The sequence below is a fragment of the Xylanimonas protaetiae genome (assembly GCF_004135385.1).
Lineage (GTDB): Bacteria > Actinomycetota > Actinomycetes > Actinomycetales > Cellulomonadaceae > Xylanimonas > Xylanimonas protaetiae.
Window position 1 is genome coordinate 3,141,373 of record NZ_CP035493.1, and the last position, 25,123, is coordinate 3,166,495.

The window sequence follows — 25,123 nt, forward strand, 5'->3', positions numbered from 1 at the left end:
TCGCGCGTCGTGCGCGATGCCCGGAACGTGCAAGGTCGGTGGCGCGGAGCGGCTCAGAAGGAGTAGCCGAGCTCCGCCTCGTCGCCGTCGAACGGGTCGACGTCGGCGGCGGGGCCGCCCGCAGGCGAGGGCCTGCGGGCGCCGGTAGCTCGGGCCGCGCGCGTGGTCGCGGGGTCCTGCTGGCCCTCGGCGAGGAGCGCGGCGGTCAGCTCGGCCTCGCGGCGCGCGCGGGCCTCGCCGAACGTCTCGCGGAACTCCGCGAGGAACCCGGTGGCGCGCTCGCCGGCGTCGTGCGCGGCCTTCTCGGCGCGCTCGGCGACCGACGACGGCAGGTACTGCCGCACGACCTTGCGGCCCTTGCGGTAGACGACGACGGTGGCGGCGACGCCCACGCCGACCCAGAAGAGGCGGCGCATCAGCGCCTCGCCTTCGTCGAGGCCTTCTCGAACGCCTGCCGCACGCCGTAGCTGAACGCGGCGACCTTGACGAGCGGGCGGCCCAGCGTCGCGGCGTAGAGCCCGGCGAGCGCGGAGACGTTCTCGGCGACCTGCGCGGCCGACGTCGTGATCGTGTCGACCTTGCCGAGCTGGGTGTTCGCGCCGGCGACGGCGTCCTTGGCCTCGTCGAGGATCGGCGTCGAGTGGTCGGTGAGCTCGGTCAGCGAGCGGGTCGCCGCGTCGAACGTGCGGCCCAGCTTGACCAGCGGCACGGCAAGGAAGCCCACCAGCAGCACGAAGGCGATGGCGGCGATCAGCCCTGCCACGTCACCCACGGACATGTTCCACTCCCCTTGACTCGACGGACGCCCTGGTCACCCTATCCTGCGGGAACGACGACGCCCCGCCGTCCTGCGCTGCAGGTCGGCGGGGCGTCGAAGGCAAGGAGATCAGCGAGCGTCGTCGGCGCTTCGCGCCCGTGACGCACGCACGGCCTCGGCCGATACGAGCAAGCTCGATCGGAGCTCGGCTCTTAGCGTGCGTAGAACTCGACGACCAGCTGGACCTCGCAGGTCACGGGGACCTCGGCGCGCTTGGGGCGGCGGGTCAGCGTGGCCTGGAGCTTCTCGAGCTGGACCTCGAGGTAGCCCGGGACGGCGGGCAGCACGTCGCGGTGGGCGCCGGCGGCGGCGACCTGGAACGGCGTGGTGGCCTGCGACTTCGGCTTGACCTGGAGGGTCTGGCCGGGCTTCACGCGGAACGACGGGCGGTCCACGATCTTGCCGTCGACGAGGATGTGGCGGTGCGTGACGGCCTGGCGCGCCTGCAGGATGGTGCGGGCGAAGCCGGAGCGCAGCACGAGCGCGTCGAGGCGGGTCTCGAGGTCCTCGACCATGACCTCACCGGTCAGGCCGGCGGTCTTGCGGGCGTTCTCGTAGACCTTGACGAGCTGCTTCTCGCGCAGCGCGTACTGGGCGCGCAGACGCTGCTTCTCGCGCAGACGCACGGCGTAGTCCGACTCGGTGCGGCGACGGGCGCGGCCGTGCTCGCCGGGCGGGTACGGGCGCTTCTCGAAGTGCTTGACGGCCTTCGGGGTGAGGGCGATGCCCAGGGCGCGGCTCAGGCGGACCTGGCGGCGCGAACGGGTCACAGAGGTCACTGTGCTTCCTGTCCTGTAGTGATCTGAAAAGGTCACACCCGGGCCGCGGTCGCATCGAATGATGGTGCCGTGCCGGGTGCGGGACCAGCCGATGTCCTCCCGTTGCGGGGAGGATCGGGGCCGAGGTCCCAGGTGGTCGCCCGCCGGAGAACCCGCAAGGCAACCTGAACATCTTACCCCAGGCGAGCCGCTGCCCCGCCCGAGAGCCTCGTCACGCGGGCCGCGCGCTCGGGGCACGCACTCACGGCACGCGGCGGATCAGACGGGCGAGCGGGTACTGCGCCACTGCCACCGGCAGCACGAAGAGGGGCGTGACGGCGGCGTCGGTGGCCCAGTGGACGAGGTCGACCAGCCCGGCGACGCGCGGCTCGGCGCGGAACCCGTCGCGCGGCAGCACGTGCAGGTACCCGTCCACCGTGAGCGGCGCGGCGGGGTCGGCGACCCGGACGTCGCGCCAGTACCAGCGGGTGCGCGCCCGCGGGCCGAACGCCATCGACGCGTTGCGCAGGTTCCACGCGTTCTGCCGGTTGACCAGCGCGTAGTACATCGCCCAGTGCGGGTCCGGCGTCGCGTACACGGCGTGCTGGTTGCCGAAGTCGCGCGTGTCCTTCGCCTGCGTGGTGCGCAGCTCGTCGAGGCGGTGGTTCGAGCCGTGGAACGCGAACGTCTCCAGCGACGCGAGGTGGTCGAGGTACCGCGTCAGGTCGTCGGGGCGGTCCGGGGCGCCGTCCAGGTGGGCGGCGAGCAGGGCGTCGTAGCGGGCCCGCGTGGTCCGGTCGAGGCGGCGCCGGCGGTAGGGGCGGATCCTCATCGCCGGTCGAGGATCTCGCGCACGCGCTGCAGGCGGTCCGTGATCTGCCGTTCGTAGCCGCGGTCGGTCGGCTCGTAGTAGCGGCGGCCCACCAGGTCGTCCGGCAGGTACTGCTGCGGCGCGACGGCGTGCTCGACGTCGTGCGGGTAGACGTACCCCTTGCCGTGGCCCAGGCCCTTCGCCCCCGCGTAGTGGGCGTCGCGCAGGTGCGTCGGGACGACGCCGATGCGGCCCGCGCGCACGTCCGCGAGCGCCTCCCCGATGCCGACGACGACGGCGTTGGACTTGGGGGCGGTGGCGATGTGGATGACGGCCTCGGCGAGGATGATCTGCCCCTCGGGCATGCCGACCATCTGCACGGCCTGGGCGGCGGCGACGGCGGTCTGGAGGGCGGAGGGGTCGGCCATGCCGACGTCCTCCGCGGCGTGGACCATGAGGCGGCGGGCGATGTAGCGCGGGTCCTCCCCCGCGGCGACCATGCGGGCGAGGTAGTGCAGGGCGGCGTCGACGTCGGACCCGCGCAGCGACTTGATGAAGGCGCTGATGACGTCGTAGTGCTGGTCGCCGTCGCGGTCGTAGCGGACGGCGGCGACGTCGACGGCGCGCTCGACGGTGGCGAGGCCGATCTCGACCGGGCCGTCGGCGGCGGGGGCCGGTGCGGCGTCGGCGTCGGACAGCGCGGTGCCGGCGGCGGCCTCGAGGACGGTCAGGGCCTTGCGCGCGTCGCCGCCGGCCATGCGCACGAGCTGGTCCTCGGCGTCGTCGGCGAGCGTGACGGTGCCGCCGAGGCCGCGCTCGTCGGCGACGGCGCGCCGCACGAGGGCGCGGACGCCGTCGTCGGTGAGCGAGCGGAGCGTGAGCAGCAGGGAGCGCGAGAGCAGCGGGGAGATGACGGAGAACGACGGGTTCTCGGTGGTGGCGGCGACGAGCGTGACCCAGCGGTTCTCGACGGACGGCAGGAGGGCGTCCTGCTGGGACTTGGAGAAGCGGTGCACCTCGTCGATGAACAGCACGGTCTCCTCGCCGGAGGAGGCGAGGCGGCGGCGGGCGTCCTCGACGACGGCGCGCACGTCCTTGACGCCGGCGGTCACGGCGGACAGCTCGACGAAGCGGCGGCCGGAGACCGTGGCGACGAGGTAGGCGAGCGTCGTCTTGCCGGTGCCGGGCGGCCCCCACAGGATGACGGAGCCGGGCGCGGCGCGGCGTGCGGCGTCGTCGACGGGCTCGACGAGGCGGCGCAGGGGCGAGCCCGGTGCGAGCAGGTGGTCCTGCCCGGCGACCTCGTCGAGCGTGGCGGGGCGCATGCGGACGGCGAGCGGGGCGCTCGCGCCGGGACGCGTCACGACGGGGGTCCCGTGCTCACCCGTGGTGATCGCGTCGAACAGGTCCATGCCCCCACCCTAAGGACCGCCACCGACGCTGGGGCCCCGACCGGCGTGCGACAGGGCGCCGGCGGCCGCGGCGGGCGGGTGCCGCCGGGTCGGTAGGGTCGCCGCGTGACCACCCTCCCGAGCACCGCCGCCCTGGTCGCGCGCGCCGCCGCGCTCGCGGACCGGGGCACCCGCACGATCCTCGGCATCACGGGCGCGCCCGGTGCGGGGAAGTCGACGCTCGCGGCCGCGCTCGCCGAGGCGCTCGGGCCGTCCCGCGCGGTCGTCGTCGGCATGGACGGGTTCCACCTGGCGCAGGTGGTGCTGGACGCGCTGGGCCGCGCGGACCGCAAGGGTGCGGTCGACACGTTCGACGACGCCGGGTACGCCGCGCTCCTGGCGCGGCTGGCCGCACAGCGCCCGGGCGACGGGCCGGTGTACGCACCGGTGTTCCGCCGCGACCTGGAGGAGCCGGTCGCGGCCGGGGTGGCGGTGCCCGACGACGTCCCGCTCGTCGTCACGGAGGGCAACTACCTGCTGGCGGCGACCGGGGCGTGGCCGCAGGCGCGGGCGCTCATGGCGGAGGTCTGGTACCTCGACCCGCCCGCCGACCTGCGGCTCGAGCGGCTGGTCGCCCGGCACGTCGCCTTCGGCCGGGAGCCCGGCGCCGCGCACGCGTGGGCGCACGGCACCGACGAGGTCAACGCCCGGCTCGTGGCCCGGACGCGCGGCGCGGCGGACCTCGTGGTGACGCACGAGGCCCCCGGCGCCTGACCTACCCGGCGCCGCAGCCGCCGCGGGTCGACTCGAACTCCTGGACGACCGCGAACCCGACGCGCCGGTAGGTGCGCCGGGCGGCGTCGTTGTCGGCGTACATGCCCAGGGTCACGATGGGCGCCTCGCGCAGGCCCGCCCGCACGGCGGCCGCCGTCGTGGCCGCGGCGATGCCCCGTCCCCGCCACGCGGGGTCGGTGCCGATCGACCCGAGCACCCACGGCGCGCCCGGGACACGGCGATCCGCGCCGACGACGCCGCGCAGCACGCCCTCGGCGTCCCGCCAGCCCCACCAGCGCGAGCGCGGCTCCGTGGGCTCGAGCTCGCCGGCGGGGTGCGCGAGGGCCAGGATCGCGCGGACCTCGGCCGGGTCGGTGAGCTCCTCGACCCGCTCCTCGCCGTCGAGCCGGGGCGGCTCGTGGCCGATGCCGAGCCAGTCCCAGTGCCCCGTGGCGGGGTCGCCGAACGGGGCCGGGACGGCGATGCCCGACGCGGCGGCCAGTGCGGCGAGCGCGGCGCGGGTGCCGCGCGGCGTCGTCGTGCGGCCGACCGGCGGCCAGCCGTCGCGGGACGCCGCGGCCAGGATCAGGCGGGCCGCGCCGTCGGGCGTGCCGACGGCGTACAGGCCGGGGTCCGCCGACGTGCCCGGCTCCTCGACCGCCTGACGGCGCAGGCGCAGCAGCAGGGCGTCGTCGTCGGACCAGGCGGAGACGACGTCCCAGCCGTGGTGGGCCGACTCGGTGACCACGACGGGATGGGTGGCCCACGCTGCGGGCACCCCGGGGACGGGCAGGGCCCCGCGGAGACGCTCCGCGGGGCCCTGCAGACCGTGCGTGCTCACGCGGCGGTGTCGCCCTTCGGGGCGTCCTTGGCGGCCGGCTTCGCGTCCACGCCGGCCTCCTTGCGCTGCTCCGGGGTGATCGGCGCGGGCGCCTGCGTCAGCGGGTCGAAGCCGCCGCCCGACTTCGGGAACGCGATGACGTCGCGGATCGACGGCGCCTTGGTCAGCAGGGCGACGATGCGGTCCCAGCCGAACGCGATGCCGCCGTGCGGCGGGGCGCCGAACGCGAAGGCGTCGAGCAGGAAGCCGAACTTCTCCTGCGCCTCCTCGGGGCCGATGCCCATGACGTCGAAGACGCGCTCCTGCACGTCGCGGCGGTGGATACGGATCGAGCCGCCGCCGATCTCGTTGCCGTTGCAGACGATGTCGTACGCGTAGGCGAGCGCCTCGCCCGGCGACTCCTCGAAGCGGTCGATCCACTCCGGGTTCGGGGAGGTGAAGGCGTGGTGCACGGCCGTCCAGGCCGAGTGACCGAGGTCGACGTCGTCGTCCTCGCCCGTCGGCTTGAACAGGGGCGCGTCCACGACCCAGACGAACGCCCAGGCGTCGTCGTCGATGGCGTCGGTCTTCTTGGCGATCTCGATGCGGGCGGCGCCCAGCAGGGCGCGCGCCTCCGACGTCTTGCCCGCGGCGAAGAACACCGCGTCGCCGGGCTGGGCGCCCGTGGCGGCCGCGAGGCCGTCGCGCTCGGCGTCCGAGAGGTTCTTGGCGACGGGACCGCCCAGCGTGCCGTCCTCGGCGAACGTCACGTACGCGAGGCCCTTGGCGCCGCGCTGCTTGGCCCAGTCCTGCCAGGCGTCGAACTGACGACGGGGCTGGCTCGCGCCGCCCGCCATCACCACGGCGCCGACGTACTCCGACTGGAACACGCGGAACGGCGTGTCCTGGAAGTACTCGGTGAGCTCGACGAGCGGGTTGCCGAAGCGCAGGTCGGGCTTGTCCGAGCCGTACAGGCGCATCGCGTCGGCGAACGTCATGCGCGAGATGGGCGTCGGGATGGTCACCCCGACGAGCTCCCACAGCGCGACGAGCACCTTCTCGGCGAGCGCGATGACGTCGTCCTGCTCGACGAAGCTCATCTCGACGTCGAGCTGCGTGAACTCGGGCTGGCGGTCGGCGCGGAAGTCCTCGTCGCGGTAGCAGCGCGCGATCTGGTAGTAGCGCTCCATGCCGCCGACCATGAGGAGCTGCTTGAAGAGCTGCGGCGACTGCGGCAGGGCGTACCAGGAGCCGGGCGCGAGGCGCGCGGGGACCAGGAAGTCGCGGGCGCCCTCGGGCGTCGAGCGCGTCAGGGTCGGCGTCTCGATCTCGACGAAGTCCTCGGCGTCGAGCACGCGGCGGGCGGCCTGGTTGACCTTGGCGCGCAGGCGCATGGCGTGCTGCGGCGCCGGACGGCGGAGGTCCAGGTAGCGGTGCGCGAGGCGCGCCTCCTCGCCGATCACCTCGGTGTCCGCGAGCGCCGTCGACACCTGGAAGGGCAGCGGGGCGGACTCGTTGAGCGTGACGACCTTGGTGGCGATGACCTCGATCTCGCCCGTGGCGAGGTTGGGGTTGGCGTTGCCCTCGGGGCGGCCGGCGACCTCGCCGGTCACCTGGAGGACGAACTCGGCGCGCAGCGGGTGGGCGACGGACTCGTCACGGATGACGACCTGGGCGATGCCCGAGGCGTCGCGCAGGTCGATGAAGGCCACTCCTCCGTGATCGCGGCGGCGGTCGACCCAGCCCGTGAGGGTGACGGTCTGGCCGATGTGCTCGGCCCGCAGTGAGCCGGCCGTGTGGGTGCGGAGCACGGAGAGTCCTTCCTTGCTGGTGCGGGGGATGCGGGGCGCTCGGCGCCCCGGCGGGAGTTTACCTGGACGACGCGGCGTCGCCCTGAGCGGGCCGCCACTCGATGTCGACGATGCGCGAGCCCTTGCCCCGGATGTGGAAGATCGCGTTGAAGAACGGGATGAGCACGAGGGCGACGAAGCCGGCGGAGAACCCGTTGTTGTACAGGTTGAGGCCCGCGTGCAGGAACCCGACGTTGGCGACGAGGGCCAGGTGCAGGAACCCGGCGATGACGCCGTAGCCGAAGCCGAACACGCCGGCCAGAGGCGCGAGGGTGGTGCCGAACAGCGCGGCGAGCAGCATGTTGGGCGACGCGAGGTCGGCGCCCGTGACGGTCGCGGCGAGCGCGACGCCGAGGAGGATGGGCACGCAGTTGCGCGGGTGCTTGCCGAACGCGGAGAAGCCGATGACGGTGAAGACGCCGCCGAGGACAGGCCCGTTGAGGTCGCCGCCGACGAGGATCACGTACCCGACGGCCAGCGCGCCCATGGCGGCCATGTTCATGAGCGTCCGGCCGAGGCCCTCCTGGGCGACGAAGTCGCTGGGGGTGCGCCCGGACCGGCGGAAGAAGGCGAGCAGCCCGCCGGTCGACCGGTCGTTGAGCACGAACCCGGTGACGAACAGCATCAGGCAGAACGTGAGCGTCGCGACGGCGAGGGGCACCGTGTTGCCCGACGAGACGAGGTGGACCTCGGGCACGTCCGACCCGATGAGGTTCATCAGGGCGACGATGACCATGCCCACCATGCCGGCGGCGAAGCCGATGTTGTACAGGACGAGCCCGTGGTGGAACCGGATGACGTGGTCGGACATGGGCGGGATGGCCAGGCCGATGAGCACGCCGACCGTCAGGCCGAGCGGGATCCCCAGCCCGAGCGGCAGGTCCTTGCCGAAGATCATGAGGCTGACGGCGGGGGCGAGCGCCGTGGCGAAGAGGCTGACGACGGTGTAGTCGGAGAGCTTCTTGCCCACGAGCTTGGCGTAGAGCAGCACGCCGAGGGTGATGGGGATCGAGTTGACGAGGTTCTTGCCGAAGAGGGCGAACCCGAAGACGGTGAGCAGGCCGGCGATGACCGCACCGGAGATCCGCACCTTCTTGACCCGCACGTACACGACGCTGGCCAGGGTCAGCAGGCCGGCGTTCAGGAGCGTCGCGCCGACGCTCGCGATCGCCATGTAGTCGGTCAGGAGGCCGCTGGGCGACGTGAGGATGGTGACGGTCCCCTGCAGCAGCTCGGCGGGGGTGTCGAGGACGAAGCCGAGGGCGACGGCGCCCAGGCACAGCGTCAGGAGGAGGCCGAAGACGATCGAGTCCTGGTAGAGGCCGCGGGCCCGCGCCGTGTCGGTGCGGCGGGTCGTCACGCGTACGCGCTCGAGGGTCACGCGGTGCCCCCTCGCGCTGTCCGGTGTGTGTTCGTCGTCGGGCACCACGGTACCGAGGCACCCACCTGCGGTGTCGCGTCGTGCACGCGATCCTGGGCAACGGCGCACGGTGCGGCCGGTCAGGCCGCGGGCGCGCGCCGCCTCCTGCGGTGCGCGGACCGTGCGGCGTGCTTGGCGCGGATCCCGACCATCGTGTGGAGGACGGGGTAGAGCACGATGGCGACGAAGCCCGCCGCGAACCCCTGGTTGTACAGGTTCATGCCCGCGTGCAGGAACCCGACGTTCGCGACGATCGCCAGGTGCATGACGCCCGCGACGACGCCCCACACGCTCCCGAAGACGCCGCTGATGGGCGCGAGGGTGGTGCCGAACAGGGCGGCCAGGACCGCCGCGGTGGAGCCGATGTCGGTCGACGTCAGCACGGACGCCAGGGCGACGCCCGCGAGGACGGGCAGGCAGTTGCGCGGGTGCTTGCCGAACGCGCCGAACCCGATGACGGTGAAGACGGCGCCGAGCACCGGGCCGTTGAGCTCGCCCCCGACGGCGAGCACGTACGTCACCGCCATGACGCCCACCAGGCCCATGTTCATGACCGTGCGGCCCACGCCCTCCAGGGCGACGAAGTCGGTCGGCGCCTGCCCGGACCGGCGCATGAGCCCGAGCATCCCGCGCACGGACCGCCCGTTGAGGACGAACCCGCAGACGAGCAGGGCCGCGCAGAACGTGAAGGTGAGGACGGCCAGCTCGAGCGTGTGCCCCGTCGAGACGTAGGACGCCTCGACCACGTCGAGGTCGAGCAGGTTCATCACGGCGACGACGACCATGCCGACGATGCCGGCCGTGAACCCCACGTTGTACAGGCTCAGGCCGTGGTGGAACTTCTTGAAGTGCTCCGAGAGGGGAGGCACCACGAGGCCGATGACGACGCCCAGCAGGTAGCCGAGCAGGATCCCGAGCCACAGGGGCAGGTCCTTGCCGAACGCCATGAAGCTCACGGCCGGGCCGAGCGACGTCGCGAAGAGGCTCTCGACCTGATAGTCGCGGAACCGCTTGTGGTCGAGCCGGGCGTAGAGCAGCACGCCGAGCGTGATCGGGACGGAGTTGAACAGGTTCTTGCCGAACAGCGCGAACCCGAACACCGTGAACAGCCCGGCGATGATCGGCCCGGAGAACTCCGTCCGCTCCCGTCGCACGAGGACGACGCTGAGCAGCGTCAGCGCGCCCGCGTTGAGGAACGTCGCCCCGACGCTCGCGATCGCCATGTAGTCGGTCGTCAGGTTCGACGGCGACGTGAGGATCGCGACGGTGCCGCGCAGCAGGTCCGCGGGCGTCTCGACGACGAACCCGAACGCCATCGCCGCGACGCACAGCGCGACGAGGAGGCGGAACTTGACCTTCTGCAGGTCGAGGGAGCCGGAGGACGCCGCGGGACGCACGTCCGGCGCCCGGTCGGCGCCGGCAGCGAGACGTGCAGGCTCCATGCCGGGCCTCCTCTCGCTGACGTCCGGTCAGGGTCTTCCACCTTACGGAGCAGGTGAACACCCCTCGCGGGGTGGGCGCAAGGTGTCGGGCGTCCGGTCCGGTGGCGCCGGACGGCGCGGTGCACAATGGCGGACGTGCCCCGGACCATCGCCACCACGACCACCGTCGACCGTGCAGCGCTCCTCGCGACGCTGCGCACCCGCCACGACGGCATCCTCATCACCCGCCGCGCCGCCGGCGCCGAGGGCGCGGGCGTCCAGGCGAGCCCCGTGACGTTCGCCGTCGACGACGCGGGCCGCGTCGTCGTCTCCACCTACCCGGAGCGCGCGAAGGTCGCCAACCTCCGGCGCGACCCGCGGGCGTCGCTGCTCGCCCTCGGCGCCACGTTCGGCGGCTCCTGGGTGCAGGTCGACGGCACGGCGGAGGTCATCGACTCCCCGGACTCGGTCGAGCCGCTGGTCGACTACTACCGCGCCGCCGCGGGCGAGCACCCGGACTGGGACGAGTACCGCGCGGCGATGGTGACGCAGGGCAAGTCGATCGTGCGCCTCACGATCGAGCGCTGGGGCCCGGTCGCCACGGGCGGCTTCCCGGCCCGCCTCGCCGACGGCTGACCGCCGCGCCGGCGGGCCCGGGGTCCGCGGGGTGTCAGACCGCCGGCACCACGCGCGGCCACCAGTCCTGCGCCGGCGGCTCCCAGGTCGCGGCGTCGGCCTCGACCTGCTCGCCCGAGCGGATGTCCTTGACCTGGCCGCCGTCCCCGCCCGGGAACCAGACGAACGGGATGCCGCGGCGGTCGGCGAACTGGATCTGCTTGCCGAACTTGGCGGCCTTGGGCGCGACGTCGACCGGGATGCCGCGGGACCGCAGCGCGGCGGCGACGGCGTCGGACGCCGCGCGCTCCTCCTCGGTGGTGACGGCGACCAGCACCGCCGTCGGGACGCCGCGCGTCGCGCGGACCAGGCCGGCGGACAGGAGCCGCGAGACGAGGCGCGAGACGCCGATCGACAGGCCGACGCCCGGGTAGGTGTTCTTGCCGTCCGACGCGAGCGTGTCGTAGCGACCGCCCGAGCAGATCGAGCCGAGGCCCTCGTGGCCGACCAGCACCGTCTCGTACACGGAGCCGGTGTAGTAGTCCAGGCCGCGGGCGATCTTGAGGTCGGCGACGACGACGCCCGGGGCGCGCACGGCGGCGGCCTCGACGAGCGCACCGAGCTCGGCCAGGCCCGTCTCGAGCAGCTCCGTGACGGCGCCGTTCGCCTCCGCGAGCGCCCGGACGGCGTCGATGACCGACGCGTCGGAGCCGGAGATCTCGGCGAGCGCCAGGCACGCCTTGGCCTGCTCGGGGGTCGCGCCGCACTCGGCCTCGAGCAGCGCGGCGACGGCGTCGGGCCCGATCTTGTCGAGCTTGTCGATGTTGCGCAGCACGCCCTCGACGTCGTCGAGACCCAGCCCGCGGTAGAAGCCCTCGGCGACCTTGCGGTTGTTGACGAGGATGCGCACGGGCGGCAGCCCGACGTCGGCGAGCCTGCCGAGCGCCTCCGCCATCACCAGCGGCAGCTCGACCTCGAAGTGGTACGGCAGCTCGCCCGCGCCGACGACGTCGATGTCGGCCTGGGCGAACTCGCGGAAGCGGCCGTCCTGGGGGCGCTCGCCGCGCCACACCTTCTGGATCTGGAAACGCTTGAACGGGAAGGTGAGGCGGCCGGCGTTCTCGAGCACGTAGCGCGCGAACGGGACGGTGAGGTCGAAGTGGAGGCCGAGCTGCTTGTCGTTGTCCGGCGCCTCGGGGTCCGCCTGGAGGCGGCGCAGCACGTAGACCTCCTTGGAGGTCTCCCCCTTGCGCAGCAGCTGGTCGAGCGGCTCGACGGCCCGCGTCTCGATGCCCGCGAACCCGTGCAGCTCGAACGTGCGGCGCAGCGTGTCGAGGACGTGCTGCTCCACGACGCGACCGTCAGGGAGCCATTCGGGGAAGCCGGAGAGGGGGGCGATGCGAGCCATGGGCGCGATTCTCCCAGATCACAGGTACGGGTTCGTGGCCATTTCACGTTCCACCGTCGTGGTGGGCCCGTGGCCGGGCACCACGTCGAGCGCCGGGTCCAGCGCCCCGACGACGTCGCGCAGCGTCGCGCGCATGGCGGCGTCGTCGCCCCCGGGCAGGTCGGTGCGTCCGATGCCGCCGGCGAACAGCACGTCGCCGGCGAGCAGGACGCCGTCGGCCTGGTAGAGCGTGGCGCCCTCGGTGTGGCCGGGCGCGGGGATGGCGCGCAGCCGCAGCGCGCCCGCGACGAGGGTGCCCGCGCCGTCGTCGCCCGCGGCGTCGAACGGGACGACGTCGGCGGGCGCGCGGTAGTCCTCGGCGCGCAGGCCCAGGCCCGCGAGCGCCTGGCGGAGGGCGTCGCTCACGCCGCCGCGCGTCAGGCCGAGCGTGCCGAAGGGGTCGGCGAGCCGGTAGGCGTCGGCGGCGTGGATGCGCAGCGGCACGCCGAACGCGGCGCACAGCGCCGCGGCGTCCCACGTGTGGTCGACGTGCCCGTGCGTGGCGAGCACCGCCCGGACGGTCCAGCCGCGCTCGGCGACGAGCTCCTGCACCGTCGCGGCGACGCCCGCACCGGCGTCGACGACGACGGCGTCGGCGCCCCGATCCCCCGCGCCGTCGACGACGACACAGCAGTTGGTGGCGAACACGGGCGCGACGACGAGGTGGACCTGCACCCGGCCACGCTAGCCGCCGGGGGCGCACCAGAGTGCAGAACTGGCCGATGTCCAGGCCGTGAGGCGGTGTGACCCAGGTCCCGATGCCTAGACTGTCCCCCGCACGTGCGAGTGCGCGCGAGGCGATCCATTCGAACCCGTTCCGCGTCGAACCCAGGAGGAGCGTCGGTGGCACCGACCCAGCGTGAGCGCGAGGCTGCGCGCAAGCGTCAGGCGAAGTGGGAGGCACAGCAGGCGGCGGCCCGCGAACGGAGGCGCCGCATCGCGGCGATCGTCGCGGCCGTCGTGGTGCTCGCGCTCGTCGGGACGGGCATCGTCGCGGCGCTGCTCGGAGACAGCCCGGCCCCGGAGCCGACGCCTGCCGCGACCGCGCCCACCGCGACGCCGACGCCGACGCCGACGCCTACCGCTCCGGTACCGGACCCCGCGCTCGCCGAGGGCCGCACCTGGACGTCGACGATCCGCACGTCGGCCGGCGACATCACGCTCGAGCTCGACGGTGCCGCCGCGCCGCAGGCCGTCGCGAGCTTCGTGACCCTCGCCCAGCAGGGCTTCTTCGACGGGACGCCCTGCCACCGCCTGGTGACGGCCGGCATCTTCGTGCTCCAGTGCGGTGACCCGACGGGCACCGGGACCGGTGGGCCCGGCTACACGTTCGGCCCGATCGAGAACGCCCCCGCGGACGACTTCTACCCCGCAGGCACGCTCGCCATGGCCCGGCGTGGCGGCGACGGCGCGTCGATGGGCTCCCAGTTCTTCCTGGTGTACCAGGATTCCACCATCCCGTCCGACGCTGCCGGTGGCTACACCGTGTTCGGGCGGATCACCCAAGGCCTGGACGTCGTCCAGGCAGTCGCTGACGCGGGTGTGGCTGGCGGTGCCTCTGACGGCGCCCCCGCCACGCCGGTCACCATCGAAGGAGTTGAGACCCAGTGAGCGATCACGTCACCGGAACGAACGACACGCCCGAGAAGGACGTCGTCGAGCAGGCCACCGAGAGCGTGACGGCCGAGACTCCCGAGGTGCCCGAGGCTGCGGCCGAGGTCGTCGCCGAGCCCGCTGTCGCCGAGGCGGAGGCCGTCGAGCCCCCGATCGCCGAGGCTGAGGCTGAGGCCGTCGAGGCTGAGGCCGTCGAGGCTGAGGTCGCAGTGGTCGAGCCCGTCGTGCCCGAGCCCGTGGCCGAGACGTCCGCCGAGGCGACGGCCACCGAGGCCGAGGCGGCGCCCGTCGTCGAGACCCCGGCCCCCGCCGAGGACGCCGAGCCCGAGGCTCCTGCCACTGCCACTGCCGCGGCCCCCACCCCGCGCCCGAAGGCCCCCAAGCCGTCGCGCCTCCCGAAGCCGTCGCCCCTGCGCCGCCCGACGCCCGTCGCTCCTGCGGCGGCCGCCGCCCCCGTCGTCGTCCCGCCGGTGGCCGACGCCGCCGCCGTGGCCGCCGCCGAGGCGTTCGGCCGTGTCGACGAGGAGGGCAACGTCTTCGTCCGCGAGGCGGCCGGCGAGCGCCCGGTCGGGCAGTTCCCCGACGTCCCGGCGTCGGAGGCAATGAGCCTGTACGTGCGCCGCTACCTCGACCTCGCCGCGAAGGTGAGCCTGTTCGAGACGCGCCTGGGCAGCGCCGACCTGTCGGTCAAGGAGATCGACCAGACCCTCGCCAAGCTGAGCGAGGAGACGGCCGAACCCGCCGCCGTGGGCGACCTGGACGCGCTGCGCGAGCGGGTCGGCGCGCTCGGCGCCGTCGCCAAGGAGCGTCGCGCCGCCCTCGAGGCCGCCCGCGCCGCCGCGAAGGCCGAGGCCGTCGCCGCGCGCACGGCCATCGTCGAGGCCGCCGAGAAGATCGCCGCGACCGACCCCGCGCGCATGCAGTGGCGTCCGGCCGGCGAGGAGCTGCGTCAGCTGCTCGACCAGTGGAAGGAGGCGCAGCGTTCGGGCCCGCGCATCGACCGCACCTCCGAGGAGTCCCTCTGGAAGCGGTTCAGCCACGCCCGCACCGCGTTCGACCGCGAGCGCCGCCACTACTTCGCCGAGCTCGAGTCGCGCAACTCGTCGGCGAAGACCGCCAAGGAGGCGCTCGTCGCGCAGGCCGAGAAGCTCTCGACGAGCACCGACTGGGGTGCCACGGCGGGCGCGTTCCGCGACCTCATGACGCAGTGGAAGGCTGCCGGCCGTGCCGCGCGCCGCGACGACGACGCCCTGTGGGCCAAGTTCCGCGCCGCGCAGGACGCGTTCTTCAACGCGCGCGACGAGGAGAACGCCGCCGTCGACGCGGAGTACGCGGAGAACCTCACGGTCAAGGAGCAGATCCTCACCGAGGCCGAGGCGCTCGTGCCGGTCAAGGACCTGAACGCCGCCAAGGCCGCGCTGCGCGACATCCAGGAGCGCTGGGAGGCCGCGGGCAAGGTGCCGCGCGGGGACGTCCAGCGTGTCGAGGGTCGCCTGCGTGCGATCGAGCAGGCCGTGCGCGACGCCGAGCAGGCCAAGTGGGACCGCACCAACCCGGAGACGCGGGCGCGCGCCGAGGGTGCCCTCGCGCAGCTCGAGGCGGCGATCGAGGGCCTCGAGGCGGACCTCGAGACGGCGAAGGCCAAGGGCGACAAGCGCACGGTCGGCGAGCTCGAGACGGCGATCGCCGCCCGCAGGTCGTGGCTGGAGCAGGTCGTCCGCGCCGCCGAGGACTCGCGCGGCTGACGTTCTCCACAGGCGGGCTCCCTGCCCTCGCGCACGCGACTAGCGTGCCAGGGCATGGAGCCCGCCGCCGTTCCCGCCCTCCTCCGGACCCGCCCGGCCCCGTCGCCCGGGCGGACGCCGCCCGAGGGGGTGCCGCCCGGTGACCTCCCGGTCTCCGCGCTCCTCGCGCCGGAGCGCACCCCGGGCGTCCTGGTCCGCCCGTCCGACGTCGGCGGCCGGGTCGCGTGGGACGTCCTGGTGCGCGACGGCGCCCTGACCGTCGTGGGCGACGACGCCGCGGTGCCGGCGCGCGCCGAGGTGAGCGCCGGCACCCGCGCGGCGGTGCTGCGGCCCCGGGTCCCGGCGCGCACCGTGGTCACCGGCGTGACCGCCGCGTGGGTGCACTGCGGCGGCCCGATGCCGCAGGTGCTCCACCTCGCCCACCGTCCCGGCACGCACCGGCCCGCCGTGTGGTCGTTCACCACCGTGTGGTCGTGCCCCGGGCTCGTGGGAGACTCCCTGTCCCTGGGCGGCGTGCGGGTCACCACGCCCGAGCGGACCGCCGTCGAGCTGGCCCTGCGGCTCCCGCCGGCGCACGCCCTGCCCCTGGTGCTCGGCCTGCGGTCCGCCGGCGCGGACCTCGCCGCGGCGTCTCGGTCGCTCGAGCGCCGCACCCGGGTCGCCGGCCGCCCGCGGGCTCGTCTCGTGCTGGCCGCGGCCGCCTCTGCTTAGGTGGCCCTATGGCCAAGACCGCCGCAGCGTTCGTCACCGTCGGGGACCGCGAGGTCCGCGTCTCCAGCCCGGACCGTGTCGTCTACGAGGCGACGGACCGCACGCCCGAGATCACCAAGCTCCAGGTCTGCGAGCACTTCGCCGCCGTGGGCGCGGGGATGATGCGCGCGAACGGGAACCGGCCCGTCGCGATGGAGCGCTGGCCGGGCGGCTGGCGGGAGGGCATGACGCTCGCCGTGGGCGCCCAGGGCCAGCAGACCGGCGACGGGTTCTACTCCAAGCGGCTCCCGCAGGGCGCGCCCGACTGGGTCGAGACCGTGCGGGTCACGACCCCGAACGGCCGCCCGATCGACGAGCTGTGCCTCACGGAGCCCGCGGCGGCCGTGTGGGGCGCCCAGATGGGCACGCTCACCTTCCACCCGTGGGCCGTGCGCGCCGACGACGTCGAGCACCCCGACGAGCTCCGCATCGACCTCGACCCGCAGCCGGGGGCCACGTTCGCCGACGCGCAGCGCGTCGCCGTCGTCGCCGAGGAGCTGCTGCGCGGGCTGGGCATCCGGGCGTTCGCGAAGACGTCCGGCAACCGCGGCATCCACGTCTACGTGCGCACGCAGCGGCGCTGGACGTTCGACGACATGCGGCACGCGGCCATCGGCCTCGGCCGCGAGCTGGAGCGCCGCGACGGCGGCGTGACCACGCAGTGGTGGAAGGAGAACCGGCCCGAGGGGTCGGTCTTCATCGACTTCAACCAGAACCTGAGGGACCGGACGGTCGCGGGCGCGTGGAGCCTGCGCCCCAGGCCGGGCGGCCCGGTGAGCACGCCCCTGACCTGGGCGCAGCTCGCCGACCTGAAGGACCCGCGCGACCTCAACCTGTTCACGGCGCCCGGCGTCCTCGCCGACGGCGACCCGTGGGCCGAGATCGACGACGTCGCCCACGCGGTCGACCCGCTGCTCGACCTCTGGGAGACCCTGCCCGGCGGGGAGGTCAGCTGGCCGCCGGACTACCCCAAGATGCCGGGCGAGCCGCCGCGCGTGCAGCCGAGCAAGAAGGTGGCCGCGCACTGGGACGACGACGGCCGCCGCGTCGCGGACTGACGCTCACGCGGTCCCGGGGGCGCCCGGGAGGATCTCGGCCAGGTCGTAGCCGACCGGCTCCTCGAGCTGCGCGTACGTGCACGACGCCGGCTCCCGGTCGGGGCGCCAGCGCTTGAGCTGCGCCGTGTGCCGGAACCGGGTGCCCTCCATGTGGTCGTACCCGACCTCCAGGACGCGCTCCACCCGCAGCGGCGTGAACGACAGGTCCTTGCCCGCGCTCCAGCGCGACTGCGCCCCGGGCCGCCGCTCCCCCGCGACGCCGTCCGCGACGGCGGGGTCCTGCCAGTCGGCCCAGGGGTGCGCGGCGTGGCCGGGCGACCCGGGCTCGACGACGAGGCCGGCGAGCTCCGTCACGAGCGCCGCCCGGCGCGCGGCGGGGAACGACGCCGCGACGCCGACGAACTGGAGCTGCCCGCCGTCGTCGTACAGCCCCAGGAGCAGCGACCCGAGCAGGGGCGTCTCCTCCGTGGACGCCTTGTGCAGCCGGTACCCGGCGAGGACGACGTCGGCCGTGCGGGCGTGCTTGACCTTGAGCCAGCCACGCCGGTTGGGCTGGTAGGTGCCGTCGAGCGCCTTCGCGACGACGCCGTCGAGGCCGGCGCCCTCGAACTGCTCGAACCACGCGCGCGCGACGGCGACGTCGGCGGTACGCGGCGTGGCGAAGACCTGCGGGCCGGTGAGGCCGAGCCCGTCGAGCGCGGCCAGCCGCTCGGCGAGCGGGCGGCCGCTGAGGTCCTCGTCGTCGAGCGCGAGGACGTCGAAGACGACAAGGCTCGCGGGCACCGTCTCGGCCAGCATCGTCACGCGCGACGCGGCCGGGTGGATGCGCTGGGACAGCATCTCGAAGTCGAGCCTCGCCCGGCCCGCCCCGGGCCGGGCGACGACGATCTCCCCGTCGACGACGCACCGCTCGGGGAGCGCGGCCCTGACGGCCTCGACCACCTCGGGGAAGTACCGCTGCATCGGCTTCGCGTTGCGGGAGTCGAGCCGCACGTCGTCGCCGTCGCGGTAGACGATCGTACGGAAGCCGTCCCACTTGGGCTCGTAGTCCCAGGCAGGCCCGCCGTCGGGCTGGGCGGGGACGGACGCGACCGACGTGGCCAGCATGGGCAGGATCGGCGGGGTCAGCGGCAGGGCCATGCTCGCGATGCTGCCACGGGGCGACGGTTTCGACAGGCTCAACCACCGCGGCCGGACGACGCTACAGCGGCGGCAGGTGCGGCGCCTCCGCCGCCTTCGCACCCGTGATGCGGTAGACGTCGAACACGCCGTCCACCTTCCGCACGGCCGAGAGCACCTGCGCCAGGTGCGCCGGCTCCGCCATCTCGAACACGTACCGGGACATCGCGATGCGGTCCTGCGTGGTCGAGACGGTCGCCGACAGGATGTTTACGTGGTTGTCGGACAGCACGCGCGTGATGTCCGAGAGCAGGCGGGACCGGTCGAGCGCCTCGACCTGGATCTGCACGAGGAACGACGTGGTGCTCCCCGCGGACCACGACACGTCGACGATGCGCTCCGGCTGCTGGCGCAGCCCGTCGACGTTGGCACAGTCGGCGCGGTGCACCGAGACGCCCGAGCCGCGCGTGACGAACCCGATGATCTCGTCGCCGGGGACGGGCGTGCAGCACTTGGCGAGCTTGACCCAGATGTCGCCCACGCCGCGCACGACGACGCCCGGGTCGCCGGCGCGCGTGCGCTTCGACGTCGTCGAGATGCCCGGGACGGCCGCCTCGGCGGTGTCCTCCTCCGTGCCGTCCGCCCCGCCGAGGGACTTGACCAGCAGCTCGACGACGTGCGGCGCCGAGACGTGCCCCTCGCCCACGGCCGCGTACAGCGCGGACACGTCCGCGAACCGCAGCTCGGTGGCCAGGCCCACGAGCGCCTCGTGCGAGAGCAGGCGCTGGATCGGCAGGTTCTGCTTACGCATCGCCTTCGTGATGGCGTCGCGGCCCTGCTCGACGGCCTCCTCGCGGCGCTCCTTGGTGAACCAGGCACGGATCTTGTTGCGCGCCCGTGCCGACTTCACGAACGCGAGCCAGTCGCGCGACGGGCCGGCGGACTCCGCCTTGGACGTCAGGATGTCGACGACGTCGCCGTTCTGCAGCTGCGAGTCGAGCGGCACGAGGCGGCCGTTGACGCGCGCACCCATGGTGCGGTGGCCCACCTCGGTGTGCACCGAGTAGGCGAAGTCCACGGGCGTCGACCCGGCCGGCAGTGCCATGACCTGGCCCTTCGGCGTGAAGACGTAGACCTCCGCCCCGCCGATCTCGTAGCGCAGCGAGTCGAGGAACTCGCTCGGGTCTGCCGTCTCGCGCTGCCAGTCGACGAGCTGGCGCAGCCACGCCATGTCGTTGGTGCGCTGGTCCTCGGGGGTCACCCCGGGCTTGCCCTGCTTCGCGGGCTCCTTGTACTTCCAGTGCGCCGCGACGCCGTACTCCGCGCGGCGGTGCATGTCGTGCGTACGGATCTGGATCTCGACGGGCTTGCCGCCCGGCCCCACGACCGTCGTGTGCAGCGACTGGTACATGTTGAACTTGGGCATCGCGATGTAGTCCTTGAACCGGCCGGGGACCGGGTTCCAGCGCGCGTGCAGCGCGCCGAGCGCCGCGTAGCAGTCGCGCACCGAGTCCACGAGGACGCGCGTGCCCACCAGGTCGTAGATGTCCGCGAAGTCGTGCCCGCGGACGATCATCTTCTGGTAGATCGAGTAGTAGTGCTTCGGCCGGCCCGTGACCGTGGCCTTGATCTTCGCGCCGCGCAGGTCCGCCTGGATCTGCTCGCGCACCACCGAAAGGTACTCCTCGCGCGCCGGGGCGCGCTCGCTGACGAGGTGGACGATCTCGTCGTACACCTTGGGGTACAGGGCCTGGAAGGACAGGTCCTCCAGCTCCCACTTGATGGTGTTCATGCCCAGGCGGTGCGCCAGCGGGGCGTAGATCTCAAGCGTCTCGCGCGCCTTGCGCTCCGCCGACGACGACGGCACGTACTTCCAGGTGCGCGCGTTGTGCAGGCGGTCGGCGAGCTTGATGACCAGTACGCGGATGTCCTTGGCCATCGCCACGACCATCTTGCGCACCGTCTCGGCCTGCGCGGCGTCGCCGTACTTCACCTTGTCGAGCTTCGTGACGCCGTCGACCATGAGCGCGACGTCGTCGCCGAACTCGCTGCGCAGCTGGTCGAGCGAGTAGTCGGTGTCCTCGACCGTGTCGTGCAGCAGCGCGGCCGCGATCGTGGTGCCCTCGAAGCCGAGCTCGGCGAGGATCGTCGCCACCGACACCGGGTGCGTGATGTAGGGGTCCCCGGACTTGCGCAGCTGCCCGCGGTGGGCCTTCTCGGCCACCGTGTAGGCGCGCTCGATCACCGCCAGGTCGGACTTGGGGTGCGCGGCACGCACCGCCTGCAGCAGCGGCTCGAGGGCCGGGCTGACGCCGCTGCCCCCGCCCAGCACGCCCAGGCGCACCAGCCGGCTGCGGATCCCCGTGCCCGACGTCGGGGCGCCCGGTCCGGCGACCGCGTCCGCGCGTGCGACCTTGGTGTCGTCGCTCATGCCCCCACCTCCGTCCGGCTCAGGAAGGCGTCAGTCTACGACGACGCCCGCTCGTCGACGCGCAGCAAGGTCTCCACGACCCGCCCGCTCAGACGCTCGCGGCCGCCGAGGCCGTCGAGCTCGAGCAGGAACGCCGTCGCGACGACCTTGCCGTCGCACCGTTCGACGAGCTCGGCCGCCGCGGCGGCCGTGCCGCCCGTGGCGAGCACGTCGTCCACCAGGAGAACACGCGCGCCCTGCGGAAGCGTCCCGGTGCGCAGCTCGATGGCCGCCGAGCCGTACTCGAGGTCGTAGTCGACCCGCTCGACGGGTGGCGGCAGCTTGCCCGCCTTGCGCAGCGGGACGAACCCGACGCCCAGGCGGGTGGCCAGGGGCGCCCCGAGCAGGAACCCGCGCGCCTCCATACCCGCGACGATGTCGATCGCGTGACCGTCATCGCCCTCGCACAGCCGCGCGAAGGCCTCCACGACGTCGCGCAGCGCCGCACCGTCGGCGAGCAGCGGGGTGATGTCACGAAAGACGATCGGGTCGTGCGGGTAGCCCGGCACGTCCCGGATCAGGGCGCGGATCTCCGTCGCCCTGTCCGGCCCGAGGCCGGACAGGGCGACGAGGGAGATGTCGTCAGACATCGGCGGGTCGCCTCAGCGCTTCCGCCGCGGCTGCGCGGCCTGGCCGAGGTGGTGCCCCGGGCGGAGCTGGCTCGCGATGCTGCCGACCACGTTGAGCTCGGCCGCGTCGTCGATCGCGCCGGCGCGACGCGCCAGGACCTCGGCCGTGTGGGCCGCGATCCTCGGCTCCCGCTCCCGCAGGGCCACGTCGAGCGGCGTCGCCAGGAACAGCGACGACACGGTGCCGACGGCGATGCCGACGAACAGGGACAGCGACAGGTCGCGCAGCGTGCCCGCGCCCAGGAGCAGCGCCCCCACGAAGAGGATGCCGCCGACCGGCAGCAGCGCCACCACCGAGGTGTTGATCGAGCGGACCAGCGTCTGGTTGACGGCGAGGTTCGCGCGCTCCGCGTAGGTGGTGCGGGTCTGGTCCAGGACGCCGTCGGCGTTCTCGCGGACCTTGTCGAACACGACCATCTTGTCGTAGAGCGAGAAGCCCAAGATCGTCAGGAAGCCGATGATCGTCGACGGCGTGACCTCCCAGCCGACGAGCGCGTACACGCCGGCGGAGATGAGCAGGTCGGCGAGCATCGAGACGATGGCCGCGACCGACATGCGCCAGGCCCGGAAGTAGACGGCCATGAACGCGGCCGCCGCGAGGACGAACACGATGACGCCCCACAGGGCGCGCACGGAGACGCCCTGGCCCCAGGTCGGGCCCACCGTCGAGACGCTCAGGTCGGTCGCCGGGTCGATGCCGTAGGCGTCGGCCAGGGCGGACTTGACCTGCGCGACCTGCTCGTCCTTCAGCGTGACGGTCTGGATGCGCAGCGCGTTGCTGCCCACCGACGCCACGCGGGGCTCGTCGCCCGGCACGACGGCCTGCACGGCCGCGATGGCCGGGCCCTGCGCGGTCGTCGAGGCGTTCTCGATGCTGATCTCCGTGCCGCCGCGGAAGTCGATGCCCAGCGACAGCGGCTTGAAGAGCAGCAGGGCGACCGACGCGATCGCGAGCACGCCCGCGACGGCGAACCACCGCTTGCGGCGGGCGACGATCGGGTAGGAGCGGCGACCGGTGTACAGGTCGTTGCCCCAGGCCGCAAAGCTGAACCCGGCCATCAGTGGCCCTCCTCGTTCTCGGTCCCGGCGGCGGCCTTGCGCTCGGCGGCGCGGCGCTCGGCGATGGTCAGGCGGCGTCCGGACTCGTCGGTCGCCGCGGCGGGGAGCGGCGTGCGTCCCACGGCCCCGACGAGCGCGGGCTCGGTGGGCTCCTCGTCGACCTCGGCGGCGACCTCGGCCGCCACCTCCTCGGCGATCGTCTCCGGGCCGGCCACGCGGCCGGCGCCGACGTACCGCGGCTTGGCCGCCGTGAGCGCGAGCCGGGCGCGGTTGAGGCCCGAGGCGATGTGACCGTCACGGAAGAACGGCACCTTGGCGATGAGCTCCATGACCGGGTGGGTGAACCACACGACCACCATGACGTCGATGATCGTCGTCAGGCCGAGCGTGAACGCGAAGCCCTGCACGCCGCCGACGGCGAGGAAGTACAGGATGATCGCGGAGATCAGGTTGACGGCCTTGGCCGCGTAGATCGTGCGGCGGGCGCGGGCCCAGCCGTGCTGCACGGCGAAGTGCAGCGTGCGGCCGTTGCGCAGCTCGTCACGGATGCGTTCGAAGTACACGATGAACGAGTCCGCCGTGAAGCCGATCGCCACGATCATGCCGGCGACGCCGGGCAGGGAGAGGCGGTAGCCCATCCCCCAGCTCAGCAGCGTGATCGACACGTACGTGATGACGCCGGCCACGAGGAGCGAGGCGACAGTGAGCAGGCCCAGCGTGCGGTACTGGAACAGCGAGTAGACGACCACGAGCACGAGGCCGATGAGGCCGGCGATGAGGCCCTTCTGCAGCTGCTCGGAGCCGAGCGTCGCCGAGATCTCCTGCTGGCTCTGGACGTCGAACTGCAGCGGCAGCGCGCCGAAGCTCAGCTGGTTGGCCAGGGCCGCGGCGGAGTCGCGCGTGAACGAGCCCGAGATCATGGCGCGACCGTCGCGGATGGGCTCGTTGGTGCCGGGGGCGGAGACCACCAGGCCGTCGAGCACGATCGCGAACTGGTTCTGCGGGCTGCCGTCGCCGAACGCGGCCAGGCGCTCCGTCGTCGCGGCGAACTGCTTGGCCCCCGTCGAGTCGAGCGTCAGGTTGACGCCCCACTCGTTGGTCACCGTGCCGTTCGGCCCCGGGACCAGGCCCGAGGACGCGCTGCTGATGTTCGTGCCCTCGATCTCGACGGGGCCGAGGATGTACTTGAACAGGCCGTCCGTCGAGCACGTGACGAGCGGGGCGTCGGCGGCGTCGCCGCCGCGGCCCACGAGGGCGCCGTCGGCGGTGCAGTCGAGGTCGTCGAACTGCTGCTGGATCTCCGGGGTGATCTGCGCGAGGTCGCTCGGGTTCGACGCCGTCGCGGTCGCCGCGGCGTCGTCGGTGGGCGTCGGGCTGGGCGACGCGCCGTCGGCCGCGGGCAGCACCACAGGGCTGCCGGCGGACCGGCCGGCGGGGCTGACGCTCGGGTCGGCCGGGGCACCCTGCGCGGGCGCGTCCGTCGCACCGTCAGCGGGGGCGTCGGTCGCACCGTCAGCAGGGGCGTCGGTCGGCGTGGGCGACGGGGTCTCCTCCGCCACCGGGAACCCGTAGCCCGTCTGCAGCACGGGGCGGAAGCGCATGTGCGCGGACTGGCTGACCAGGTTGATCGTGTCCTGGTCCGGCTTGCCCGGGATGCCGACCACGATGTTCTGGCCGCCCTGGCTGGTGATCTCTGCCTCGGAGACACCGTTCGCGTCGATGCGCTGACGGATGACGTTGATCGCCTCGGCGACCGTGGCGTCCGTGATCTGGGAGCCGTCCGTGGTCGTCGGCGTCAGGATGATCTGCGTGCCGCCCTCGAGGTCGAGCGCGAGCCCGGGGGCGAAGCTCGCCCCGCCCGGGTTGTCGGCGCTCCGGCCGTCGAGGAAGGTACCGGTGAGCAGACCGGCGAGCGGCAGCAGCATCGTCAGGATCGCAAAGACGACGAGGGTGCGTACCGGCCGCGATCGTCGCGTGCTGGAGTTGGCCAACTTCTCTGTCTTCTCTCGTAGCGCACCGCCGGGTGGCGGTGCGAGGTGCGCCGGCCGGGAGACCCCGGCCGGCGCTCGCTTCACTTGCCCTCGTCGTCCTTGCTCTGCTGCTCGCGGTACTCGCGCTGGGCGGTGTCGAGACCAGAGAGGTCGTCAGGGACGTCGACGGCTTCTGCGGGCGCGATAGTACCCGTCTCGGCCGACCGGTCGGTGACGAGGTCGCTGGCCGGAGCGTCGACACGCTTGGCGATCGCGGCGCGCAGCCACACGGAGCGCGAGCCCGCGGAGTCGAGCGTGATGCGGTCGTTCGACTCGTCGATCTCGACGACGGTGCCGAACAGACCCGAGGCCGTCATGACCTCATGGCCGGGGGCGAGGTCGTTGCGGAACTCGGCCTGGGCCTTCTGCTGCTTGCGCTGGCGCGACGACATGAAGAACATCAGGCCGAGCATGCCGACGAGGAGGATAGGGAAAGCAAGGCCTTCCATGGCACTTCCTTACATGGTGGTGGGGGCAGCGCTGGTCAGCTCGCCTGCGACGGAACCGATCCAGTCTATTCGGTCG

At 73.5% G+C, this 25,123-nt stretch carries 23 protein-coding genes; 6 read left to right on the forward strand and 17 right to left on the reverse strand.

Features of this window, described 5'->3' with window-relative positions; translation table 11 throughout:
• Nucleotides 1–53 precede the first annotated feature (53 nt).
• The 5 genes from ET471_RS14570 to ET471_RS14590 all read right to left on the reverse strand — a co-directional run bounded on the left by ET471_RS14570 (nucleotide 54) and on the right by ET471_RS14590 (nucleotide 3,798).
• Nucleotides 54–416 (reverse strand): hypothetical protein, encoded by a 363-nt coding sequence (locus ET471_RS14570; protein WP_129189489.1) that lies wholly within the window; start codon nucleotides 414–416, stop codon nucleotides 54–56.
• Entirely contained in the window at nucleotides 416–778 is a 363-nt protein-coding gene (locus tag ET471_RS14575) for a DUF948 domain-containing protein (protein ID WP_129189491.1), read from the reverse strand. The genes ET471_RS14570 and ET471_RS14575 overlap by 1 nt, the downstream gene beginning before the upstream one ends.
• A 191-nt stretch (nucleotides 779–969) precedes the next feature.
• The gene (rpsD, locus tag ET471_RS14580) at nucleotides 970–1,596 is read right to left on the reverse strand and encodes a 30S ribosomal protein S4 (protein ID WP_129189493.1); all 627 of its coding nucleotides are present in this window, start codon (nucleotides 1,594–1,596) and stop codon (nucleotides 970–972) included.
• A 241-nt stretch (nucleotides 1,597–1,837) separates the two neighbouring features.
• Complete coding sequence (locus ET471_RS14585) at nucleotides 1,838–2,407, reverse strand: hypothetical protein (RefSeq protein ID WP_129189495.1); 570 nt, start codon at nucleotides 2,405–2,407, stop codon at nucleotides 1,838–1,840.
• On the reverse strand, nucleotides 2,404–3,798 hold the full coding sequence (locus ET471_RS14590) for a replication-associated recombination protein A (protein ID WP_129189497.1): 1,395 nt from the start codon (nucleotides 3,796–3,798) through the stop codon (nucleotides 2,404–2,406). Before ET471_RS14590 ends, ET471_RS14585 begins: the two co-directional genes overlap by 4 nt.
• A 105-nt stretch (nucleotides 3,799–3,903) precedes the next feature.
• Here ET471_RS14590 and ET471_RS14595 point away from each other — a divergent pair, with 105 nt between their 5' ends.
• Nucleotides 3,904–4,551, forward strand: coding sequence for a nucleoside/nucleotide kinase family protein (locus tag ET471_RS14595; RefSeq protein WP_129189499.1), 648 nt, complete (start codon nucleotides 3,904–3,906; stop codon nucleotides 4,549–4,551).
• Between the two features lies 1 nt (nucleotide 4,552).
• Here the strand turns inward: ET471_RS14595 and ET471_RS14600 are convergent, their stop codons facing one another.
• The 4 genes from ET471_RS14600 to ET471_RS14615 form a co-directional block, all read right to left on the reverse strand.
• Nucleotides 4,553–5,392 carry a GNAT family N-acetyltransferase gene (locus ET471_RS14600; RefSeq protein WP_129189501.1) on the reverse strand — a complete coding sequence of 280 codons (840 nt, stop codon included), beginning with the start codon at nucleotides 5,390–5,392 and terminating at the stop codon, nucleotides 4,553–4,555.
• On the reverse strand, nucleotides 5,389–7,182 hold the full coding sequence (gene aspS, locus ET471_RS14605; RefSeq protein ID WP_129189503.1) for an aspartate--tRNA ligase: 1,794 nt from the start codon (nucleotides 7,180–7,182) through the stop codon (nucleotides 5,389–5,391). Before aspS ends, ET471_RS14600 begins: the two co-directional genes overlap by 4 nt.
• 58 nt (nucleotides 7,183–7,240) lie before the next feature.
• Complete coding sequence (locus ET471_RS14610) at nucleotides 7,241–8,602, reverse strand: DUF1576 domain-containing protein (protein WP_242496309.1); 1,362 nt, start codon at nucleotides 8,600–8,602, stop codon at nucleotides 7,241–7,243.
• A 119-nt stretch (nucleotides 8,603–8,721) separates the two neighbouring features.
• Nucleotides 8,722–10,083, reverse strand: a complete 1,362-nt coding sequence (locus ET471_RS14615; protein ID WP_129189505.1) for a DUF1576 domain-containing protein — start codon at nucleotides 10,081–10,083, stop codon at nucleotides 8,722–8,724.
• A gap of 135 nt (nucleotides 10,084–10,218) precedes the next feature.
• Between ET471_RS14615 and ET471_RS14620 the strand changes: the two genes are divergently transcribed.
• Nucleotides 10,219–10,698, forward strand: a complete 480-nt coding sequence (locus tag ET471_RS14620) for a PPOX class F420-dependent oxidoreductase (RefSeq protein WP_207207277.1) — start codon at nucleotides 10,219–10,221, stop codon at nucleotides 10,696–10,698.
• A gap of 34 nt (nucleotides 10,699–10,732) precedes the next feature.
• On the opposite strand, the gene hisS is transcribed toward ET471_RS14620, so the two are convergent.
• Both hisS and ET471_RS14630 read right to left on the reverse strand, forming a co-directional pair.
• On the reverse strand, nucleotides 10,733–12,085 hold the full coding sequence (gene hisS, locus ET471_RS14625) for a histidine--tRNA ligase (protein WP_129189507.1): 1,353 nt from the start codon (nucleotides 12,083–12,085) through the stop codon (nucleotides 10,733–10,735).
• Between the two features lie 18 nt (nucleotides 12,086–12,103).
• The gene (locus ET471_RS14630; RefSeq protein ID WP_129189508.1) at nucleotides 12,104–12,799 is read right to left on the reverse strand and encodes an MBL fold metallo-hydrolase; all 696 of its coding nucleotides are present in this window, start codon (nucleotides 12,797–12,799) and stop codon (nucleotides 12,104–12,106) included.
• Nucleotides 12,800–12,967: 168 nt separating this feature from the next.
• On the opposite strand from ET471_RS14630, the gene ET471_RS14635 reads away from it, so the two are divergent.
• Genes ET471_RS14635 through ET471_RS14650 form a run of 4 tightly spaced genes read left to right on the forward strand, consistent with a single transcriptional unit; the run spans nucleotide 12,968 to nucleotide 17,291 of the window.
• A complete protein-coding gene (locus ET471_RS14635) occupies nucleotides 12,968–13,735 on the forward strand; it encodes a peptidylprolyl isomerase (protein ID WP_129189509.1) in 768 nt (255 codons plus the stop codon).
• Nucleotides 13,732–15,483, forward strand: a complete 1,752-nt coding sequence (locus ET471_RS14640; RefSeq protein WP_129189510.1) for a DUF349 domain-containing protein — start codon at nucleotides 13,732–13,734, stop codon at nucleotides 15,481–15,483. Before ET471_RS14635 ends, ET471_RS14640 begins: the two co-directional genes overlap by 4 nt.
• 54 nt (nucleotides 15,484–15,537) lie before the next feature.
• Nucleotides 15,538–16,194, forward strand: a complete 657-nt coding sequence (locus ET471_RS14645) for a hypothetical protein (protein WP_129189511.1) — start codon at nucleotides 15,538–15,540, stop codon at nucleotides 16,192–16,194.
• Between the two features lie 8 nt (nucleotides 16,195–16,202).
• Nucleotides 16,203–17,291 carry a DNA polymerase domain-containing protein gene (locus ET471_RS14650; protein WP_129189512.1) on the forward strand — a complete coding sequence of 363 codons (1,089 nt, stop codon included), beginning with the start codon at nucleotides 16,203–16,205 and terminating at the stop codon, nucleotides 17,289–17,291.
• A 3-nt stretch (nucleotides 17,292–17,294) separates the two neighbouring features.
• Here ET471_RS14650 and ET471_RS14655 read toward each other — a convergent pair whose 3' ends face one another.
• The 6 genes from ET471_RS14655 to yajC form a co-directional block, all read right to left on the reverse strand.
• Nucleotides 17,295–18,431: an ATP-dependent DNA ligase gene (locus ET471_RS14655; RefSeq protein WP_129189513.1), complete on the reverse strand. Its 1,137-nt coding sequence runs from the start codon at nucleotides 18,429–18,431 to the stop codon at nucleotides 17,295–17,297.
• A gap of 61 nt (nucleotides 18,432–18,492) precedes the next feature.
• A complete protein-coding gene (locus tag ET471_RS14660; protein WP_129189514.1) occupies nucleotides 18,493–20,841 on the reverse strand; it encodes a RelA/SpoT family protein in 2,349 nt (782 codons plus the stop codon).
• A 35-nt stretch (nucleotides 20,842–20,876) separates the two neighbouring features.
• Nucleotides 20,877–21,470 carry an adenine phosphoribosyltransferase gene (locus ET471_RS14665; RefSeq protein WP_129189515.1) on the reverse strand — a complete coding sequence of 198 codons (594 nt, stop codon included), beginning with the start codon at nucleotides 21,468–21,470 and terminating at the stop codon, nucleotides 20,877–20,879.
• A gap of 12 nt (nucleotides 21,471–21,482) precedes the next feature.
• Nucleotides 21,483–22,568 carry a protein translocase subunit SecF gene (secF, locus tag ET471_RS14670; RefSeq protein ID WP_129189516.1) on the reverse strand — a complete coding sequence of 362 codons (1,086 nt, stop codon included), beginning with the start codon at nucleotides 22,566–22,568 and terminating at the stop codon, nucleotides 21,483–21,485.
• Nucleotides 22,568–24,493, reverse strand: coding sequence for a protein translocase subunit SecD (secD, locus tag ET471_RS14675; protein ID WP_129189517.1), 1,926 nt, complete (start codon nucleotides 24,491–24,493; stop codon nucleotides 22,568–22,570). The genes secF and secD overlap by 1 nt, the downstream gene beginning before the upstream one ends.
• Before the next feature lie 146 nt (nucleotides 24,494–24,639).
• Nucleotides 24,640–25,047 (reverse strand): preprotein translocase subunit YajC, encoded by a 408-nt coding sequence (gene yajC / locus ET471_RS14680; RefSeq protein ID WP_129189519.1) that lies wholly within the window; start codon nucleotides 25,045–25,047, stop codon nucleotides 24,640–24,642.
• Between the last annotated feature and the right edge of the window lie 76 nt (nucleotides 25,048–25,123).

Excerpts from the sequence above, each read along its gene's own strand:
- ET471_RS14570 (WP_129189489.1), bottom strand. The coding sequence starts at position 416 with ATGCGCCGCCTCTTCTGGGTCGGCGTGGGCGTCGCCGCCACCGTCGTC.
- ET471_RS14575 (WP_129189491.1), bottom strand. The coding sequence starts at position 778 with ATGTCCGTGGGTGACGTGGCAGGGCTGATCGCCGCCATCGCCTTCGTG.
- ET471_RS14585 (WP_129189495.1), bottom strand. The coding sequence starts at position 2,407 with ATGAGGATCCGCCCCTACCGCCGGCGCCGCCTCGACCGGACCACGCGG.
- ET471_RS14590 (WP_129189497.1), bottom strand. The coding sequence starts at position 3,798 with ATGGACCTGTTCGACGCGATCACCACGGGTGAGCACGGGACCCCCGTC.
- ET471_RS14615 (WP_129189505.1), bottom strand. The coding sequence starts at position 10,083 with ATGGAGCCTGCACGTCTCGCTGCCGGCGCCGACCGGGCGCCGGACGTG.
- hisS (WP_129189507.1), bottom strand. The coding sequence starts at position 12,085 with ATGGCTCGCATCGCCCCCCTCTCCGGCTTCCCCGAATGGCTCCCTGAC.
- ET471_RS14645 (WP_129189511.1), top strand. The coding sequence starts at position 15,538 with ATGGAGCCCGCCGCCGTTCCCGCCCTCCTCCGGACCCGCCCGGCCCCG.
- ET471_RS14650 (WP_129189512.1), top strand. The coding sequence starts at position 16,203 with ATGGCCAAGACCGCCGCAGCGTTCGTCACCGTCGGGGACCGCGAGGTC.
- ET471_RS14655 (WP_129189513.1), bottom strand. The coding sequence starts at position 18,431 with ATGGCCCTGCCGCTGACCCCGCCGATCCTGCCCATGCTGGCCACGTCG.
- ET471_RS14660 (WP_129189514.1), bottom strand. The coding sequence starts at position 20,841 with ATGAGCGACGACACCAAGGTCGCACGCGCGGACGCGGTCGCCGGACCG.
- ET471_RS14665 (WP_129189515.1), bottom strand. The coding sequence starts at position 21,470 with ATGTCTGACGACATCTCCCTCGTCGCCCTGTCCGGCCTCGGGCCGGAC.
- secF (WP_129189516.1), bottom strand. The coding sequence starts at position 22,568 with ATGGCCGGGTTCAGCTTTGCGGCCTGGGGCAACGACCTGTACACCGGT.
- secD (WP_129189517.1), bottom strand. The coding sequence starts at position 24,493 with ATGCTGCTGCCGCTCGCCGGTCTGCTCACCGGTACCTTCCTCGACGGC.
- yajC (WP_129189519.1), bottom strand. The coding sequence starts at position 25,047 with ATGGAAGGCCTTGCTTTCCCTATCCTCCTCGTCGGCATGCTCGGCCTG.